Annotated in this window: 11 protein-coding genes and 1 pseudogene; 4 read left to right on the top strand and 8 right to left on the bottom strand. The window is 65.5% G+C overall.

What is annotated here, in order from left to right; all coding sequences use genetic code 11:
• Positions 1 to 15 precede the first annotated feature (15 nt).
• Positions 16 to 327 carry a hypothetical protein gene (locus tag Vgi01_RS30895; protein ID WP_239089158.1) on the bottom strand — a complete coding sequence of 104 codons (312 nt, stop codon included), beginning with the start codon at positions 325 to 327 and terminating at the stop codon, positions 16 to 18.
• Positions 324 to 479 (bottom strand): hypothetical protein, encoded by a 156-nt coding sequence (locus Vgi01_RS30890; protein ID WP_239089156.1) that lies wholly within the window; start codon positions 477 to 479, stop codon positions 324 to 326. Before Vgi01_RS30890 ends, Vgi01_RS30895 begins: the two co-directional genes overlap by 4 nt.
• Positions 480 to 1,075: 596 nt before the next feature.
• On the opposite strand from Vgi01_RS30890, the pseudogene Vgi01_RS30885 reads away from it, so the two are divergent.
• The 4 genes and pseudogenes from Vgi01_RS30885 to Vgi01_RS25850 form a co-directional block, all read left to right on the top strand.
• Positions 1,076 to 1,259 (top strand): annotated as a pseudogene (locus Vgi01_RS30885) (hypothetical protein); the annotation flags it as partial.
• 810 nt (positions 1,260 to 2,069) lie between these two features.
• Positions 2,070 to 4,004, top strand: coding sequence for a site-specific DNA-methyltransferase (locus Vgi01_RS25860; protein WP_204292809.1), 1,935 nt, complete (start codon positions 2,070 to 2,072; stop codon positions 4,002 to 4,004).
• Positions 4,001 to 6,928, top strand: coding sequence for a DEAD/DEAH box helicase family protein (locus tag Vgi01_RS25855; RefSeq protein ID WP_204292808.1), 2,928 nt, complete (start codon positions 4,001 to 4,003; stop codon positions 6,926 to 6,928). Before Vgi01_RS25860 ends, Vgi01_RS25855 begins: the two co-directional genes overlap by 4 nt.
• A gap of 681 nt (positions 6,929 to 7,609) precedes the next feature.
• Positions 7,610 to 8,392, top strand: a complete 783-nt coding sequence (locus Vgi01_RS25850; RefSeq protein WP_204292807.1) for a transposase family protein — start codon at positions 7,610 to 7,612, stop codon at positions 8,390 to 8,392.
• A 7-nt stretch (positions 8,393 to 8,399) separates the two neighbouring features.
• On the opposite strand, the gene Vgi01_RS25845 is transcribed toward Vgi01_RS25850, so the two are convergent.
• From Vgi01_RS25845 to Vgi01_RS25820, 6 genes are all read right to left on the bottom strand, one after another.
• Positions 8,400 to 9,986, bottom strand: a complete 1,587-nt coding sequence (locus Vgi01_RS25845) for an IS1634 family transposase (RefSeq protein ID WP_425559841.1) — start codon at positions 9,984 to 9,986, stop codon at positions 8,400 to 8,402.
• A gap of 183 nt (positions 9,987 to 10,169) precedes the next feature.
• The gene (locus Vgi01_RS25840; RefSeq protein ID WP_204292817.1) at positions 10,170 to 10,673 is read right to left on the bottom strand and encodes a LexA family protein; all 504 of its coding nucleotides are present in this window, start codon (positions 10,671 to 10,673) and stop codon (positions 10,170 to 10,172) included.
• Between the two features lie 177 nt (positions 10,674 to 10,850).
• Entirely contained in the window at positions 10,851 to 13,670 is a 2,820-nt protein-coding gene (locus tag Vgi01_RS25835; RefSeq protein ID WP_204292806.1) for an RNaseH domain-containing protein, read from the bottom strand.
• A 14-nt stretch (positions 13,671 to 13,684) separates the two neighbouring features.
• Positions 13,685 to 17,011 carry a hypothetical protein gene (locus tag Vgi01_RS25830; protein ID WP_204292805.1) on the bottom strand — a complete coding sequence of 1,109 codons (3,327 nt, stop codon included), beginning with the start codon at positions 17,009 to 17,011 and terminating at the stop codon, positions 13,685 to 13,687.
• A complete protein-coding gene (locus tag Vgi01_RS25825) occupies positions 17,008 to 18,252 on the bottom strand; it encodes a restriction endonuclease-related protein (protein ID WP_204292804.1) in 1,245 nt (414 codons plus the stop codon). The genes Vgi01_RS25830 and Vgi01_RS25825 overlap by 4 nt, the downstream gene beginning before the upstream one ends.
• A gap of 56 nt (positions 18,253 to 18,308) precedes the next feature.
• Entirely contained in the window at positions 18,309 to 19,568 is a 1,260-nt protein-coding gene (locus Vgi01_RS25820) for a helix-turn-helix domain-containing protein (protein WP_204292803.1), read from the bottom strand.
• Between the last annotated feature and the right edge of the window lie 63 nt (positions 19,569 to 19,631).

The following is a 19,631-nucleotide window of genomic DNA, read 5'->3' as shown; positions in this document are numbered from 1 at the left end:
CGGGCCTGGTGGTGCTCACCCCAGGTCGCCGAAGTAGCCCTCCTCCTCGCCGAGCAGCAGCGGCACGTCATAGATCGGCAAGTCCGCTCGAGGGCGTGCGTACCGCACCCGATGGCGCCAGCGTCCGTGTTCGAACGCCACGTCGGCGTCGATCTCTGCCACCACGCTGGGCTCCACCTGCACGTACGGCAGCGGTTCCGGCCGGTCCAACTGGCAGGTCCAGGACGCGGGCAGCGGCTGCGGCCACGGATGAGCCACCGTGCCAGGGCGCGGCATGCGTGGCAGCGAGAGCCGCTCGGCCAGCGCCGCACGCTGGTCGGCGGTCAACGGGTGGGAGCGGTGTACCGTAGCCGCCTCCGCCGGTCGAGTCGGCCCAGCAGCACGGTCACCGCGCGGCTGATGCCGCCGGTGAGGTTCCGGCCGGCCCGCGATTGCAGGTACACCCCGCCGGCCTCGCGGAAGGCGATGCACCGTCCCACTTCGGCTCATGCACCAGGCTCGGGCCCTCCGGCACCACGCCGACCGGCGCCGCCAGCATCGGCGCGACCGGCCGCCGCAGCACCGGTTCCGCCCCGGTGCTCGCCCGCCCGCGGGCTGGAATCACGTCCAGTCTCCACCACGCCGGCCGTCAGTGCCGCTCATCTTCCGCCCCCAGGGGCCGCGGACGCCGTCCTGGCACCTGCCGCGGACCACCTGCCGCTGCGCCTGGGCCCATCGTGGGAGAGACGTGGCTGGCCTCGGCCGGATATCCGCGACATCGAATGCGCCAACCAGGGCTGCAGCATGTCCGCCCGCTAGTCGGCGGCGGCCCTGTACGTCGGCGAGGTCACCGCTCGGCTGCTGGCTAGGGCCATGTGCGGGTGGCGCCGTGGTCGTCGTACCCAAAGAGGTGCCGGCGGCCCGCACGGTGCTGGCCGGCACGGTAGAGACGGCGGTGGAACAGCTATGGCCGCAGATTGCCGTCGGCCGGTCCCCGCAGGGGTTCGGTTGCGGGGACGGGCCTACGCCCCGCTGGTCGGGCGGCAGAGTCTCGTACGCCGCATCCCGGCGCTCATCGCGCACGTGCTGTCGGAGGCTGGACGTGCTGCTGCGCGGCGGGCCGGGTGACGGCCAGGTGGTGCCCGGCGGCGGGGATGTGTGGCAGGCCTGCTTGTAGGAGATCATACCGAGTACGGCCACCGCCATGGCCGCGATCTTCGTACCGGCACCGGCCGGACTGTGGTGAGCCGTACGGCCGAGGCGCCGAAGGCGGATGGAAGCTGATCGCCCGCGCTGGGGACAGCGAGACCGGGAAGGTGCTGCGGTGGGAGTTTGGCAAGGAGCCGGAAGCTTGCACATGGTTGAACGTCTTCTGTGCGTCGATACGGCAGGCCAGTGGCGCGAACAGGACCCCCGCGCGGGGTCCCCGGGGCGCAGCCGCGAGAGCAGCGCCCGGGGCGACACTGCGGACCGGGCAGGCTCGTAGTGTCAATTACTGATACACCGCCGAGCTGGATGCCGGCCCACTGGTGGCCGTTACACCGCCGAGTGCCGCGCGTCGAGGGACTGCTCTGCTGGTGCCGGACGCTATTGTTAGGGGCGCTCAGATTCGGCATAACCGTTCGTGACGTTGCTGTTACGCAATGGCACGCTAAGGATGGTCACCAGGGGATGGATAGATCACACGGGCGCCTCGCCATGGGGTTGTCGTCAGGCTTTGAGCTCGACGTGGCCAACTGTCGGCGTGTTAGTAGCTCTGAGGAAGCCGGACCTGTACACCCCACTGTGGGGGAGCTGCGGCGAACTGCGTGGTGGTATGGACGCCAGTCGATGCAGATATTACATCCTGACGGTGCCGTTCGTGTAGTACGTGACGGACAAGGGCGAGGACTTGCCAGAGTCAAATATCAGAGCACCTCATATTGTGATCGCGGAAGCCCGACAGTTGGACCGGGCCTGTCAGGCATCGATGGCGGCTCGGGGATCTATCGACTCGGCGCACCCTGGGGACTTCTGTCGGCCCGGCTCGATGGGGTCGCCGCGAAAGGGGCGGAGCACAGCGTGGGGCTGCGCTTTCGCGGAGGCAAGGCGTGAGCGAGAGGAAGAACGTGGGCAAGTCGCTGCTGGAGGAGCTGCCTGGGATCGTTGCTGCCGGGAAACGGCAGGCGGCGCATATTTTGGAGCAGCTTGAGGGGCGGAACCGGGTCACGCTCCAGACACGAGAGCTGGTCGTCCCCTCCAAAGACACGTCGGCGCGCGATCTCTTCCGGCAACCACTGCAGGCGGGAGGCGACATCGCCGCCGATGTGGATCAGCCAAGTCGACTCATCTACGGCGACAACCTACTGGCGATGGCTGCGCTTCTCGCGGGCGACGAGGACACCCCGAGCCTTCGCGGCAAGATTGATCTCATCTACATCGACCCGCCGTTCGACTCCAAAGCGGACTATCGTTCGCAGATCACGCTGCCCGGAACGACCATCGATCAGAAGCCGACCGTGCTCGAGCAGTTCGCGTACTCCGATACCTGGGCGGATGGCACCGCGTCCTACCTTGCCATGATTACGCCGCGACTTGTGCTCATGCGGGAGCTGCTCGCGGACACGGGCTCAATATTTGTGCACCTCGACTGGCACGTCGGGCACTACGTAAAGATCGTTCTGGACGAGATCTTCGGCCGGGATAACTTCTCGAACGACATCATCTGGTGGTATTACAACAAGATGCAGGGGAATATCAATACATTCCCTCGCAATCACGATTTTATCATGTTCTACCGAAAGTCGAAAAAGTTTACGTTTAATCCTCAAAAGGAAAAGCGAGACAAGCCGATTCGGCAGATCAAGCGAGTATGGTCTTCTGAAAAGAAAGCAATCGTCAATGCTAAAGACGAGAACGGGAAGGTCATCTACGTCGATTCGACCCACCGGACCGTCGACGATGTCTGGCGCCTCTCGATGCTTCAGCCCGCCGACAAGACCGAGAACCTGCGCTTCAACACCCAGAAACCGGAGACGCTGCTCGAACGCATCATCAGTGCAACCACCAACGAGGGCGACCTCGTGGCCGACTTCTTCATCGGATCTGGAACGACCGCTGCCGTCGCCGAGCGCCTTGGCCGCAAGTGGGTGGCCTCCGATCTCGGCAAGCCCGCGGCCATGGTTACCCGCAAGCGCCTCATCGACCAGGACGCCAAGCCCTTCCTCTACCAGGCCATCGGCGACTATCAGGTGGAGCAGGCGCGCTCGACGCTCGGCCGCTCTTTCCGGGTCGGTGATCTCGCCAAGGTTGTTCTCGACCTCTTCGGCGCGCTGCCGCTGCCCCCAGAGGACAACGTCAACGGCAGTCTCGGCCGTCTGCCGAACACTCGCACGCTGGTCATGGCGGACAGTCCGTCCCGGCTCACGACGGTGTCGACCCTCCGTCGTGCGCAGGGCTACCGGGATAGCAAACTCGGCGGCTTCGACAAGGTCATCGTGCTTGGCTGGAACTTCTCGGCCGGCATCGGTCAGGACATCGCTGCGCTCAACGACGACCGACTCGAAGTGCTCGTTATCCCGCCTGACCTGCTGGATCGGCTGAAGAAGAAGGGTGCTGACAAGCTTTCCCGCGAGGTGCGCTTCTCGAGTCTCCAGTACCTCGACGCAGGCGTTCTTCATCGTAAGCAGGTGAGCGACGGCGAGGAGTTGGCTGTGGATCTTCGCAACTACGTGCTGCTCTCCCCGGAGGCCATCAACCTCGATGACAAGAATCGGGATGCACTACAGAAAGTCATGAATGAGCAGCCGCTGGCACTCATCGAGTACTGGGCGGTTGATCCGGACTATGACGGTGAGGTCTTCCGATCCGTCTGGCAGGACTACCGAGGCAACACGGAGAACGACGACGACCCGCTGCGTGTCGTCACCACTGCGCATCTTGAGCTTCCGGTCAAGGATGGTGCTCGGCGTGTATGCGTCCGCGCAGTCGATGTATTCGGCTTCGAATCCGAGGTTGTGGTCGACGACGTCGAGGTAACGCGATGATTCAGCAACGCGATCTCTTCCCGCTGGCGACCGGCATCTCGAAGCTCGTCGACTCGCAGATCCCCGATATCGTCGCGGGACTGCAGCCGGAGTTGCTGCGCCAGGTTACGCCGACGACTGCGGAGCTTCTCAAGTTCTGGTTCCAGCACGACTTCTGTGACATCCGTCCGCTCAACTTCCATGAGGGGCAACGTGTCGCGATCCTGCACGTGATTTTCGCCCACGAGGTACTCGGAGTTAAGAGCCTGCGCGAGTTATACGAGGCGGTGGCGGGCGATGCCGTGCTCGATGGTGGAGTGCTGAGCGAGGTCACACGCGACCGCCACAATCACCCAAAGTACGCCGCGAAGATGGCTACAGGTACCGGCAAGACTTGGGTGCTCAACGCGTTGCTTGTGTGGCAGTACTTGAACAAGATTGCTACCCCCAGCGATGAGCGCTTCACGAGCAATTTCCTGCTCGTCGCGCCGGGACTTATCGTCTACGATCGGCTGCTCGACTCGTTCCAAGGCAAGACCATCGACGGCGAGCGTGACTTCACCACCAGCGATATCTACAAGCAGCGCGATCTCTTCATCCCGGAGAACTACCGTACGCAGGTTTTCGGTTTCCTGCAGTCCTCGATCGTCACAAAGGACGATATTGGGCGGAAGGTGACAGGATCGGGCATGGTCGCGATCACCAATTGGCACCTGCTCGCCGGGCAGGAGGATCCTGACTTTCTCGCCGAGGAGGACGTTGAGGCGCCGGGCCGGGAGATTGACGCCAAGGCGGCGGTGGAGAGTTTCTTCCCGCTGACGCCTGGCACCGCTGCGGGCAACTCGCTCGCCGTGCTAGACCGCCGATTCTCCCGCGGTGGGCCTCTTGAGGCGCTGAAGGACCTGCCCGACCTTATGGTCTTCAACGACGAGGCCCACCACATCCACGAGGTGCGCAAGTCCGAAGAGGTTACCGACGTTGAGTGGCAGAAGAGCCTGCTCGAAATCGCGTCGACCAAGGGGTCGCGCTTCATCCAGGTCGACTTCTCGGCCACCCCGTACAACGAGGTCGGGTCGGGGAAGAAAAAGAACCGTCAATACTTTCCGCATATCGTGGTCGATTTCGACCTGAACGCCGCGATGCGGGCGGGCCTGGTTAAGGCGCTGGCACTCGACAAGCGCAAGGATGTCGCCGCGCTGCCACTTGACTTCAAGGCCGAGCGCGACGAGCAGAAGCGGGTGACCGGTCTCTCCGAAGGCCAGCGCGTCATGCTGCGCGCCGGCCTTAAGAAGCTGCAGATTCTGGAGCAGCAGTTCACCGTGACCGACCCGGATAAGCATCCCAAGTTGCTGGTGATCTGTGAGGACACCAACGTCACGCCTCACGTTGTCGATTTTTTGCAGAGCACGGGCCTGTCCGAGGACGACATCCTGCGCGTCGACTCTGGCCGTAAGCAGGAGTTGGGGGCCAAGGACTGGGAGCCTATCCGTGAGCGCCTGTTCGATGTCGACCGCCATAAGCAGCCCAAGGTCATCGTCTCTGTCTTGATGCTCCGCGAGGGCTTTGACGTAAACAACATCTGCGTGATCGTGCCGCTGCGCTCCTCGGTGGCCCCCATCTTGCTCGAGCAGACGGTCGGTCGCGGTCTGCGCCTTATGTGGCGCGGTAACGAGCAGATCGACGAGCTCAAGCGCGAGACGCGCGACCGCATTGCTCAGCGACTCGAGCCGACCAACTACTTCGATGTTCTGTTCATCGTCGAGCACCCAGCGTTTTCGCAGTTCTACGACGAGCTCCTGAGCGGCGGCCTCGCCGTCGAGGTCGGGGACGATTCCGACTCGACGGATGCGACCGGCGATCTGGCGCACGTCGACCTGCGCGAGGGCTACCAGGCCTACGACTTTGAGGTGCCGATCATCATCCGTGACGCCGATGAGGAGCTGAAGAAGCCCAGTGTCGACCCAACGGCATTGCCGACGAGCAAATATCAGGTGGATTGGCTGATCAAGCAGATCGGCAAGGGTGACCAGTTCGTCTCCCACGACGCCCAGACCGGCACGCAGTACGGCGACTACCGTGTCGACGGCGGCATCCTAACTGCGACGGGCTATAACGACTACCTCTCGCGCATGACCACGCGCATTACCGAGGCGCTCGGCCGGAACCTGACCAGCAGCGCCGGCAAGTACAAGGAGATCAGCCAATACCCGATCCTGCAGGCGTACAAGCCGCTGCTCACCGGCTGGCTCGACACCTACGTCCGGCGCCGCATGTTTAAACAGGACTTCGATCCGCTCGAGGGTGAGAACTGGCGCGTCCTACTGCTCGATGATGTCGCGCACGAGATCGCCGGCGTGTTCGCCACCAAGCTGACCGAAGCTCAGGAGACGCAATCGGTTGCAGAGGCCCTCGTCCAGCACCGACTGCTCTCCGAGGTCAAGACCATCCCGGTCCGTTCGAGCTCGGCCGTCGATGTCAAGAAGTGCATATATCCCAAGCTGCCCGTGCCGATCAAGGGTGGCGGCCTGGAGCGGGCCTTCATCGAGTGGGCCGATCAGGACACCCGTGTCGAAGCCATCATCAAGGTGCACGAGTACCGCCACGGCTTCCTCCGGCGGCCGTACCTGAAGGCCGACGGCATGCCAGCCCAGTACTCGCCGGACTTCCTCGTGCGCACCGACACCGATCTGTACGTCGTCGAGACCAAGGCGCAGTCCGCGCTCAGCGACGAGAACGTCAAGCGCAAGCAGCGGGCGGCGCTCGCCTGGTGCGAGCAAATCAACCAGCTGCCTGAGTACCTCCGAGGGGACCTTAGCTGGCACTACGTGCTGCTGGGCGAATCCATCGTGCGTGACTGGAAGGCGAAGAATGCCCGCGCTAGCGATCTCCTTGATTACGCACGGCTTAGGAGGGTGGAGGCTCGCCCGCAGGAGACGTTCTTCTGATGCTGGCCCAGCAGGAATTTTCGTCCCTAAATTGACGCATCGGGTGCAGAGGTGGGTCAAACAGGCATTGCGGCAGGCTGCTGATCGTTGGCCATCGATCACAGCAATTGCCGCTGAGGCCGGTAGGCGTGGAAATGAAAAAGAAACGTGCAGGTAGTCGGTCGGCGGAGGGGCCATACGGCAGTAGCAGTTCGTGATCCTGTGCTGAGGTCGATGGCGAGTGGTCGCTCATAGTGGCTGTGGCGGTCGCGGTGGTGGTCGCGGCGCCGGTCGGACCGTGTTCAGCGTGGAGCTGCCTGCAGCGCGGTGGTGGTCAGGGCTCGGAGCGGGCTGGGTCCTCTCAGTGCTGCAGGAGCCGGCCCGCGCTTACGAAGATGTCGGATGGCTCGCTGACTGGCGCACCGGGGCGGCCAGCCCGGACGCGGCTTGGCCCTCGCCGGTGACGGCGTGCCGGTCGCTGGCATGCTCAGGCAACCCGTTAAGACAGGCAGCCAGACCAGCAGGGGCTGCGGCCTGCGAGGTCGGGCGCGGCTGAATCCCGACTTGGCTCATTTAGTGAGCCTTTTCCAAGCTGATCTTGCAGGTCAGGGTGGGTGCGGCAGGCCCGGTGATCGATGGGTGCGAGGCTCCAGGTAGGACAGCTGTCGACCAAGACTCGAAGCCCCGACCGGGAGCCTCGCCATGCTGTCCTACCCCGCCACGATTCCGTTGTCCAGCCGCACCCTGAACCACCTCGCCGAACGCATCCGCGGCCACCGCAAGCAGCGTCGCTCACGGTGGCGGCGTCTCGAACCCGGCCGGCAGGCGCTGCTGGCTCTGGCCCATCTGCGTAACGGCGACACCTACACCCGACTCGCGGCCGGCTTCGAGATCGGCGTCGCCACCGCCTGGCGCTACGTGCAGGAGGCGATAGCCCTGCTCAGCTCGGCAGCCGACGACCTGGACACCGCCATGGAACGGATCCGTCGGCTGGCGTACGCGATCCTGGACGGCACCCTGATACCGATCGACCGGGTCGCCGACCAGAAGCCGCACTACTCCGGGAAACACAAGCACCACGGCGTGAACGTGCAGGTCATCGCCGATGCCGCTGGCCGGCTCGTCTGGGCATCACCGGCGCTGCCCGGTTCGGTCCATGACCTGACCGCAGCCCGGACTCACGGCATCATCGACGCGCTGAGCAGGGCAGACGTGATGACCTTCGCTGATAAGGGCTACCAAGGAGCCCGCGGCAGCGTGCGCACGCCATTCAAGCGGCGCCGCTTCCGCCCAAAGCTGTCACGCCGGCAGAAAGCCGTGAACCGTGCCCACGCGAAGATCCGCGCTCGCGGCGAACGCGCGATCGCCACCCTCAAGACCTGGAAGATCCTGACCAAGCTGCGCTGCTGCCCACGCCGAGCGACCCCGATCGTGCAGGCCATCCTCGTCCTGCACCACGTCGAGACCGACCGCTACGCAGGATGAAAAAGGCTCAGTGCGTGCCATGGATGAGGTCGAGGGCGGCTTGGAGTTCGGCGGGTAGTGGGTCGGCTGCGGTGATCGTGTGGTCGCCGGCTTGGATCGTGATCGTTCGGTAGCGGCGGGCGGTGGTGACGAACCGTTTGACGGTCCAGCCGGTGGTGTTCTCGATCCAGCGGGACACGGCCAGGGCGGCGAACACGATGGTCAGGTGGGCTTCGATCGATTCGCGGGTGTGGTGGTAGACGGGTCGGGCGGCCAGGTCTGTCTTGGACATCCGGAAGGACTTCTCGACCTGGAGCAGCTGGCTGTAGGCGCCGATCACCTGCTGCGGGTCCGGGTTCGGGAGGTTGGTGACGTAGCCCTTGATGCCGGCCAGTGCCCGGTTCTTGGCCTCCAGGGCCCGGTTCACGCTCTTGGTCGCTCCGGTCAGGCGTACGTACCGGTTCCGCTTGACCGCTGTTTTGCCGGCGACGGCGGTCTCGGCTTTGGCGACCTGGGTGTCGATGCCCCGAAGGGTGCGTCGGGCCCGGTCGGCTCGGTACTGGTAGAAGATGGTGTGGTCGCGGCGTTTGTCGCCGGGGCCGGCCGGCCAGGGCTGGACGAACACGTGCCCGTCGGGGATCTCGGCGTCGGGGTGGGCGTCGCGCCATTCGGTGACGACGTAGGGCACGTCGGGGACGCGGGCGCCGAGGATGAACGACAGCCCAGCCTGTTCGATCGCGCGTTTGTTTGCCTCGGACACCATCCCCGCGTCGGCGATGACGGTGACATCCGACAGGCGGTGTGCGTCGAGGAAGGCCCGTAGGACCGGCATCATGGTGGTGGTCTCGGCCCGGTTGCCCTCGAACGCGTGCACCATCAGCGGGAACCCCGACCCGTCGGTGAGCAGACCGACGGTGATCTGCGGTTCCAGACGCCTCTCCTTGCTGAAGCCGGGCTCGCGGAACCCGTCACCTTCGTCGGCCTCGAAGTACAACGTCGTGACGTCGTAGAGCAGGAACGTCGCCGGCCCGAGGCGCACATGCTCGGCGCAGGCGCGGGCCAGCCGCGCCCGCCACGGGCCACCGGCCGGATCAAACGTCGGCTCAGCGCCGTCCTGGACCGGCACGCCCTCGGCTTTCTCGCCGGCGGCGGAAGCTGTGCCTCCCGTGGCATACAGCCGCAGCCGCCGCTTGATCGTCGCGTACGACGGCGCCCACGCGCCGGCCTCGTCCAACACCCGCACCGAGTCGAGTTTGCTGGTCGGTTCAATGATCCTGGCCAGGACCATCGCCTTGAACACCTCGTCCTGCTCGGCCGCCGCGGCGAACCCCAGGACGTCGTACCCACGGCCCAAAGCATCCAGCAGGTGCCCGGCCCTCGTGGACGTGATCGGCAACGGAGCACCCCCGTTGGCCGGGCTGTTCGGCAGACGCAGATCCAACTCGCCCTGCCCCGCAGTCATCCGCTGCCGGGCCACCGCCTTGAGCAGTTCCAGGTCCGCGTCGGTGTGCGCGGACCCGATGTGCTCGATGTCCCGCGAGCCCCGCCGCTGGGAGTGCACGATCTGCACCGCCCGCGCTACGGACGCCGTCTTCACCGTCCGCACGTACACCACAGCCGACACGATAGAACCCGACCCGTTTAGTGCGTGCCTCCCAACACAACAGCCCAGGTCACAGCACCGCAGACCCCAGAATCAGCCAACCGTGAGCCAAGTCGGGCAGCAGGGGCTGCGGCCTGCGAGGTCGGGCGCGGCTGAATGCCCAGGACTTGTGACTGGTGCGCGGACCGGAGTGATTCACGGGCGGTGGAGCACGCAGACGATCTTGCCTAGGATGGTGGCCCGGTCGCCCGGGATCACGGGGTAGTGCGGGTTGTGGGGAACGAGTTCGACCTTGCCATCGCGGGTCCGGTACTGCTTGACGGTCGCCTCGTGGTCGATCATGGCAGCGACGATGTCGCCGTTGTCGGCTACCGCCTGCTGGCGTACGACGATGACGTCTCCGTTGGCGATGCCCGCGTCGACCATGGAGTCGCCTCGGACGCGGAGCGCGAACAGCGTGCCCCGGCCGACCAGCCCGGTTGGTGTGTTACCGACTGGTGGGCGGGCATCGACAGCCCGCGGTCCGCCAGGAGTCCGGCGGAGCAGGCCGTGCCGCTCGAGCGTCTTGAGATGGTGGGCCACCGACGAGGGGGAGCCGAGGCCGACGGCCGCGCCGATCTCCCGCACCGTCGGCGGGTAACCATGCCGTTCGACCCACTCACGGATTACCGCGAGGATCTGCCGCTGCCGAGACGTCAGCCAAGGCGCGCCGGGGAGTGCGTCGGGGGGCCGTCACCCTCACGACGATACCGGACGACTCGATCGTTTGTACTAATCGACTGCCGGGTCGGTGTGAGCGAGTCATGCCGCCGGCTGTTGCCGGCAAGTGGCTCGTCGTGCCGCCTGCCACGACGAGTCCCGTTCGGCAGACCCTGTCTACTCTTCGGGGACCGTATCGGGTTCGTCTGTGCCCGGTTCGGTTGTCTGCTGTTCCTCTGGCGGGGCGGTGCGTCGGTACTGCGGGTGGTTGAGGTCCATCTGCTTGGCGGCGTGCAGCGGCACGGGGAAGCGGGAGCGGTCAGACCAGAAGAGGGTTTGGTGGCACAGCTGCGCGGTTGCGAAGGCCAGCGCTTCTCCCGAGACGCCTGGGTTGCAGGCAATGGGGTAGATCTCGGTGGCTGTCATGGAGTACCAGTTCTGAGGCATCTCGCCTTTGCGGCGCTCATCCTTCTTGTCGGATTGGATGGATCGCTTGGCATCCCATCGGGTGTATTTCGAGCCCAAGCGGCCTGCCCCGTCGCCGTCGTAGGCGCGGGGAACGTTGCAGAGGATCCACACGGGCGTGCTGAAGTCTTGGACGACCTGGTAGAGCGTTCGGGTGGTCTCGCCCTCCCTGACGGCGTCGGCTCTGCTCTTCAGAAAGCGGGTGGTGCTGACCGGGGGTGGGACTTCGTCGTCTTCGACGTTAATCCGGATGACAGCGTCTGGTCGTTCGGCAGGGTTCAGGGAGCTGCCGGGGAGCCAGTATCGGCTCGTGCGGTCCTGCGGGGATGCTCCCTGCCTCACGTTGTGCAACCCGTCCCACATGCGCCGCCCGGCGAGCCCGTCGATGGTCACGACGTAGGGGACCCCGTCTAGTTCTTCGGCCAGGTCGCTCAGAGCCAGCTCGATGGTCTCCGCCGCGTCGTCCCATCGCTGGCGGTGGGTCTTCCTGGTGCCGTTCTCCTGCGGATAGGCGGTGGTGTGGAAGTCGGTCTGGGCCAGGCGGTAGGGCTGCCACTGGGGCTTGGTGGAGCTCCAGCCCAGCATGGTCCAGGTGCCACCGGGCCGCAGTGGTGGTACGAGCGCCGACGCCGTGATGACTACCTTGGGAGAGCCGCCCTCGCCCTTGCGCTTGTTCTGCTGCCGCACGTGGAAGCCGACGTGGGCGATGCGGCTGACGGCGTAGGCCGAGTGCGTGGTTTGCGGCTGCAGCGCGTTGGCGATCCGGTCGTCGATGATGCCGAGGGAGCGGTAGAGGTCGAGGAGTGCCATCTCGGCTGGGTGGTCTTTTGCCTTGGGGTGGATGACGCCGTGTGCGTTCCTGCCCAGGATGTACTGGGTGGGTGCACCGAGCGCTGCCAGGATGGTCCTGGTCTGGTGCTTCGCGTCGAGGCCTTCGAGATCTCCCTTTGCGCCGTCGGGCGCGTCGTCGGCCGTGGGGATCTCTGTCTCGCACCATGCGCCGACGAGTACGCCGTCGCGAGAGACAAGCGATGCGCCTGTCTCGTTCAGGGCTTGCTGCCTACCGTCGGGGCCGCCGGGCTTGAGGAAGTCGGAGGCCAGGTGGAACACCGCGGTGATCTGAGTGCCGTGGAGGCTGAATTCCTGTCCGTCATGCGGATCAAGACCCGCGGTGTCCAGTCCGTAGGTCTTGCAGAGAGTGTCGAGCATCCGCAGGCGTGTCTCGTCGCGATACCACAGGCATGCGATGCGCAGTTTGGTGAAGCCGGCAGCTTCGACAGCAGCCACGATGGACTCAGGCTGAGGGAAGGCGCTGCCTCGGGCCCGTAGCGGTTCCTTGCTGTCGCTGTTGGCGCGCTCTTGTTTGCGGCGCTCGAGTTCCTTGGCTGTCACCCGCTCTGGGTCAGTGGGCCGGTGCGGGAGCGTCATGTCCGTTTCTCGGATCACGAGAGGCTCAGCCGTGCCTCCGAACACGTCGCGGAAGTGCTTGTGCAGCTCGCGTAGGTGCTGCATACCAGTGCCGGTGCCGATGGGAAAGGTGTAGTTCTTTCCGAGGATGGGCCATACCTGGCCCGGGTGTTCGCGTGCGAAAAGCGCTTTGCGGCGTTGTTCTTTGGCCTCGGCGAGGAGTTTCTGCTCGGCTTGTGACCGCTTCGCGATCGCGCTGAGGATGGAGTAGTCCATCTCGAGGCGGCCCAGGGCCTCCAGAGCCAGGCGGTTAACCGTGCGGGCGCCGCCACGGCCGTTGAGCGGCACCTCAAGCACCGGGCGATCTTCTCCGGGCTGCACGGCAAGCGCTGTCCTGGAGAAAACCAGCGAGGAGGAGATGCGGGTGACCCGTGAGGTCACCATCAGGATGGGAGAGGTGATGTTGGGCAGTGTCTTCAGGCGCAGTGCCGTTCGCGAGACGGCGAACCGGCCGCGCTGCTCGTTCTCCCAGGGATCGTCGATCGCGACCAGGCCGCCTGTGGTGTCGGGACGCAGCCTGATCTTCTTGCTGCCGGAGATCGCCCAGGGCCCTGCCATTCGTTGGGACAGGCCCCAGGCGACGGTCCGGAAGACCCAGTTGGGAGCTGTCGGCTGCGTGTTGATCTGGGGGGTGAGAAATTCGGCGAGAGAGTATCGGTGTTCGGTGGTGCCGGCGATCCGTTTGGCCAGTTCGGGGGGCGCTTTGAGGTCGATGGCGTCGATCCGCTCTCCGAGGGCGAGCCAATAGGTCAGGGTGAAGACCCTTCGGATCAGATCGTCGGCTAGCGGCTCCAACGAGGCGAGGAACGGTCCCTTGTAGTCGGGGTCGAAGTAGACGTAGCCATTGCTGAGGACGCTGAGCACGGTGGTGGCGATCGAGTAGGGGGCCTGTGCCGCCTCGTCGCCATACCGCTGTTTGCATTGCCGGTCGAAGTCGCTCCAGAGTTTCAGGGTCTCCGGGTCCAGGTGGCGCACATACACCGAGTCGTCCCCGACCAGGGTGGGGGTGCATCGGAAGGCGAGCGTGTTGAGGTAGACACCTGGCTCACGGCCGTGCTGGGTCACGCGTCCTCTTCTCTTCAGTCGCCCGGCTGTCCGGGTTCGTGGGTCTCGATGCCGGCGTAGGACAGGAAGGCGTTGAGCGCCTCTCCGTACAGGTTGTTCATCTGAGTGCGCACCTGCGGCGTCCACTGGGAGTGGACGCGGCGCAGCACGGTCTCCAGGTCTGCGCTCCAGGTGTCCTCGTGGAAGGCGTAGTCGACCATGTGCAGGACGGCTTCCGTGCCGCCGCGGCGGGCCCGTCCGGCGAGCTGGATCAGGTCGACGATCATGCCTGCGACGATCTCCTCCTGCAGAGACTTGTGTATGGAGGTGAACTGGGCTGCCGTGCGTAGGAGCAATGCGAGGCGCTCCCAGGCGGAGTCGCGGGCGCGCGCCAACGCCTGTGAGGGAACAGGACTACCATCGGCGGGCAGAGCCCGCAGGCCGGCAGCGTTGATGCTGCCGTACATCTCCGCCGGCTCGCTGAGCAGCGCCAGGGGGCGCACACACAGGTAGACCGAACGGACCGCGGAGCGGGTGCCCACCACGATGTTGAGGCCCCTGGCGATGAGTGACAGCGGCACGACCAGAATCTTTCCGTGCTTCGGGAAGTCCTCGAACTCCTCCGAGGTCAGGCGCACGGCGATGTTGTCCCGGGGCAGGTCGGGGTCAATGCTGTGGCGGTCTTGCGCCCGCACTGCCACGCACAGTCCACCGTTGTACCGCCCGGCTTGTGCGATGCCCCGGGCGAGCAGGGCGCATTGTTCGTAGGAGTTGGCGACGACCAGGACATGGGCCCGGTCGGGGTCTTTGGCCGCCGTGCGTTCGAGTTCGCGGTGGATGTACTGGTCGTACAGGTTGCTGCCCAGCTCGATGAGCGCGTCCTTCTTGCGACTGGGGTGCAACCCCGAGATCTTGATCGGCTCCCCGAAGAGCGGATGCCCTTCACCGTAGTCGATCCGATGTTTGCGGGCCCGGATCGACTTGGCCTGCGCGTCGGTCATCCACCAGCGCACGGGGGCATGCAGGTGCTCACGCACGGCTTGAGGGAAGTAGGCGGTGGCCGACAGGCCCATCACCGGTCGCTCCATTCCCGCAAGAGTGAGCGAGACGATGCCACCGAGCTCGGCAGTGAAGGTGTGCGGGTCTCCGGCGATGGTCTGCGCGACCAGGGCGGCGTTCTTCTCCTTGTCGTCGAGTCCGGTGACGCGGTAGCCGGTGATGGAGCGGCCGAGCATGCCCAGCGGCAGCACCGACGTGATCGCTGTCGTCTGCAGGTCATCCAAGATCTTTTGCGCCGATCGCAACCCGGAGGAACGAAAGTCCCGGGCCCTGTCCTGCAGTTCCGACAGCGCCTCGTCCAGCTCGATCATGGTGGCGCGCGTCACTAGCAGGTTGATCGTCTGGGCACGGCGGTGCGGGTCCTCCACGCAATCCTTGAGGAGCTCGTGCAGCTCCAGCTTCACCATGTCGAGAAGGTGCTCACCACGTGGCGCTACCAGCACACTCAGCGCACGCCGCACATCGTCCCAGTCGGGCTCGAGAAGGCTGACCTGTGCGCCCAGAGGGTCATCGCGTTGGTATCGGGCGGGCATGAGCGCGTTGAGGCGCTGGAACATCTCAGCTGGAATGTCCGCGTCGGCGAGGTCGGCATCAGGCCAGAGCAGGCGGATCAGCGTACGGTCTCGGCCACGGGCGAGATGCCATCGGCTGCTGGTCTGATCCGGAATGCGGGCCTGGGCACGGTCGTCCTCCGTGGCGTGGAGACTCAGGGCGTTCTTGCAGATATTCAGCAGAAGGAACTCCGCCATCAGCCGGACGTGGCTGATGGCGGGCAGCAGGCTGTGCTCGTCGTCGATGCGCAGCCGCTTCGCGTCGGTGTCCATCTCCTGCGGGGCCGCTGACCAGTGCCGCCTGGAGTGCAGGACGACTTCACTGGCGCACTTGTCGATGGCCCGGGACTGGAACTGATCGACCTCGTCGAGAAGCACCGCGTGGCAGGTTCGCAGCGCGAACTCGGCCGCCGTCATACTCCGCACGGGCCGGCTGTCCAGGTTCACGCCGATTCGCAGGGTGCCTTGCATGAACACGTAGTGGTTCATGATGACAACGTTTGCCGCGCACGCCTCGTAGACCGGGGCGAACTTCCCGCATGTGGGGATCCATGGGCACGCCGCTGAGCCCACACCTTGCCTGTGGAGCGACAGGCATGGCTCGCGGCCCGGCGGATAGTCGCCGGTGGCCTCCAGGAACGTCTTCTGCGCGCACCCGTATGCCAGCGGATCCAGGTCGCGCTCGCCGCGCTCGCCCCACTCTCCGGGGGCGTCGGGCTCCTCGTCGATCAAGGAGGCAAGCTTCAGTGCTCGGTCGTGCATGCCTGATGACGACATCAAGTGGGCGCAGGTGGGCTCGCGGGTTGTGATGCCAGATCGGTGTAGATGCGCCAGGTCCCCGCGCACGTTCCACGTCGCCGCCAGGCACGCCTTGATGTCCGGAAGAATGATGGCGACTCGACGATCGTTCACGGCGAACCAGGCGGCCATGACGCGAACCAGGACGCTCTTGCCGGTGCCGGTGGGAGCATGGAAGATCTCCAGGCCACCTGCGGCCAGCGTCAGCGCCTCCCGAGCTGACACGGTGTCGGTGGTTTGCAACACGGCGAACAGTTGCGACAGAGTCCGGTGCAGGTACCGCTTATCCGGCGGGTATCTGAGATCAATCTTCTCGGCTAGGTGCAGAAGTTCACGGGTGGGGATCGGAACGTTCGGCAGGTAGGGAACCGTCGAGACGTGCGGCAGGCGGTCGTGGCCAAGTGGCTCGGTGAACTGTGGATAGGCGGGGATCGTGAGCCGTCCGTGGACCTGCCCTACCTCCTTGACGAAGATCTCTCCCGTGCTCCAGGTGCCGGGGCCGGCGAAGTCCAGGGGCTTGGGCCGGGCGCTGGGCCGGCGGAATCGGGCAATCTGGCGGTCGACGTACTCCAGCAGGTCGCCTCCCACTCGGGGTAGGGCGGCGTCGGCGGTGAATGGGTTCTTGCCGACGAGTTCGAACGCGGCCATGGTAGATGTCTCGTCCGCCTGGCCCGTGCTCATCGGTGCAAGGATGGCGCGGGCGGCGATCGAGAAGGCCCGATGCTCGGACAGCTCGCCGGGCGCGATCGAGCAAACCATCGAGATCCGCTGCTTCTCACTGTGCGGGAGGCCCTTCCAGCGGTTCCACGCCTGGTACTTGCCGGAGACGAGGAAGGCCGCTTCCGCGAAGGGTGCAGCGGCCCGGGGATCTCCCTCGACTTTTTGGGGGAAGTAGTGCGCGGCCAGAGCCAACGCCGCGAGAACCGCCGTCTCCCTGATAGGTGCCTCGTTCATGTCCAGCTCACCCCTGACTGCTCACAGACCAGTTCACCGAACGCCGAGGCGGTGGCCACCTTCATTCCGTACCTCGCGCACACTCCAGACAGCAGCGGAACCTGGCCGCAGCGGTAGTCCGGCACGACCAGCCATTCGGCGCCGCCCTTGTCCCCTTCCTGAGCGTGAACGAGCTTGGCGAGCATCGCCGCCGAGGTGTAGTCCTTGATGTCGACCCTGAAGGCTTTCTTCTTCGCCCGCTTGGGGCCGACCTCGACCAGCAGGTCATAGGCGTCCAGCCCTGGCCATAGCTGCACCTTGAGTCCGCGCTCGGCCAGACGGTCACGCAGCGCCAGCTCGGGCAGCCCCGGCACCGTCGTGTACCGCCAAATGCCGCGGGCCAGAGCCTTATGAGCAGCCGCCGGCAGGGCTTCCGGAAGCGCCTCGACGTCCGGGTAGAGCACGGATTCGCGGCCGTTGGGACGGGCGGGGGAAGGCTCGGGCAGCAGCTCAGGCGCGCTGGCATCCGTCGGTGGACGAAACAGGTAGGCCGCCCCTATCTCGGCATGGGGAGCATGCCAGCAGCGGGCCGACCCCACCAAGACACCAGCGTCCTTTCTGAGCGCCAAGCGCATAGGCCACCTGCATATTGGGCATGGAAACCACCAGCCTCGATAGACCGAGCTGTAGGGGATGTCCTCGTAGAAGTCCACGACCAACGGCGGCAGTTTCAGCTCCGACAGTGCGCTGACCGGTCCGGACGGGTGCCGGATCAGATCACTTCGACCTTCCTCATAAGCAAGCTGATCGCCTTGCTTGCTAAGCAGCATGAAAACCGTTTCTTGTTCGATCTCCGACTGCAGGTCCCTGCCGCTGACCGCCCCTGCCGTCTTGTCGAGCTTCCGGAGGGTGTGCAGCAGCATCCTCTGTTCAAGGTCAAGATCGAAAGCATCTTCGGTGACCTGGCCGTCCTGATCCACGACCCGCAGCCCGCCAAGGTCCAAGGGATCCACACCGCTTGGAAGCAAGAGCGCCAAGTCGCCCCTGACCGCGCGCCGGAACTCCCCGAACGACAAGGGGCTGGCCGGGCCCCGGGCAGCTAGAACGGTGCCATGGCACTCCATCAAAGTCGTCAGGCGTTGCTGCGGCGCAAGCCCAGGTGTGGTCATCGCCTTCGCGGCATGCAAGGCGGCCCGGGTCACCAGATAGCGGATCCGGTTCTCGCCCAGCGTACGCGCATCCTCATCCATGGGACCCGTCACGGACCGGATGGTAGCCCCCACCACCGACAAGACTCCCAGAACGAGGTGACGAGTTCCTATCGGCAGCCGGACACAAGAGACTCGAGCCCCGTCGCATCCACACGCGGATACAGCTCCCGGTAGACGTCCAAGTACTCCACCACATGGGCCCTGCCGAGGCTTGTCAGCCGCCACCGGTACTCGTCGACGTGGGTGTCGTCTGGCGCCATCACAGCGACGGAGTCCACGAAGCCCCGGCTCGGCCGCCCGCCGGCCCTACCGCTGTAGCCCACACCGATGTAGAAAAGCGACCGGCCTGCCAGTCGATCGTCTTCCAAGCCGACCGGTTCGGCTGCGGCGACGCGGGCCAAGACCCCCCATAACCACTCCGAGAGCAGGTGGGTCGGCTGCTCCGGCTCGCCAAGCTCGTCCAATCCTGCCCGGGCCGCCGCCCTGCCCCGGCGGGTGATCTCCACCAGCACCCGGCCGACCTCGCCGACAACGGGATGCTCCACGACGTCCTCGGTGATAATCAGCAGTCCGCGCCGCGCGAGAGCGTGCACGGTCTGCCCGGCACCGGGATCGTGCACGCCTCGCCGGCGGAGCCGCTCCTGCAGTCGGGTGTACCCGGTCAATGACGTCGGCGCCTTAAGCGCCAGCGGCAGCCGCCGCCACTCGGCCGCTCGCGGCACGGAGAGTCGCTGTACACGCCGCATCCACATCTCGGTCTCGGTCATGCGATCGTCCCGCATGATCTCCCCCAGATAGACCTGCTGGCGTTCGTTCAGCGACTCCCACACCGCCAGGGCCGCCCGTGAGGGCGCTCTGTCGCGCTTCCCTCGAAGCGCCGGGACAGGCTCGCCAACCCGGGTACGCATCCACGCGTCCAGCACCATCCGAACCGGCATCCCGTACGCCTTAGCCAACTGAGGGAGCAGCCGACCCGTCGCATCGGGATCCAGCCAGCGCCGTCCACGCACCGGCCGACCGCTCTCCAGGGCAGAGAGTTTCGAGGCGGACACGTGAAGGTCCCTGCCTGCCTCAGAACCACGGAGGATCTCAGTAGTGCCCTCCAACGTCAGCCCGGCGGCATATCTCAGGTCGATGAGCGTTTCCTGCCCCCGCGGGCCCCCCGTTAACGCGCCGACCTCGCATCCGAGCGCCTTGGCCAGCCGTTCTAGACGTGCCGGCGTCGGTGTGTGAGCGCCTTGCTCGTAGAAGAAGATCATCCGACGTGACACGCCAACTCGCGAGGCCAGCACTTCACGCGTCAGCCCAGCCTCGACACGCCGAGCCACCAGCCGTGCGGGGTCAATCGTGCGCAGGGGAGATGGCATAGCTCCATAGAAGTCGAATGAAGACTTCACTGCAATAGGGCCAGTCCAGCAACCTAGAGCGGC

The sequence above is a fragment of the Micromonospora gifhornensis genome, from assembly GCF_016863515.1.
Taxonomy (GTDB): domain Bacteria; phylum Actinomycetota; class Actinomycetes; order Mycobacteriales; family Micromonosporaceae; genus Micromonospora; species Micromonospora gifhornensis.
This window is presented reverse-complemented; position numbering and strand designations above follow the sequence as displayed.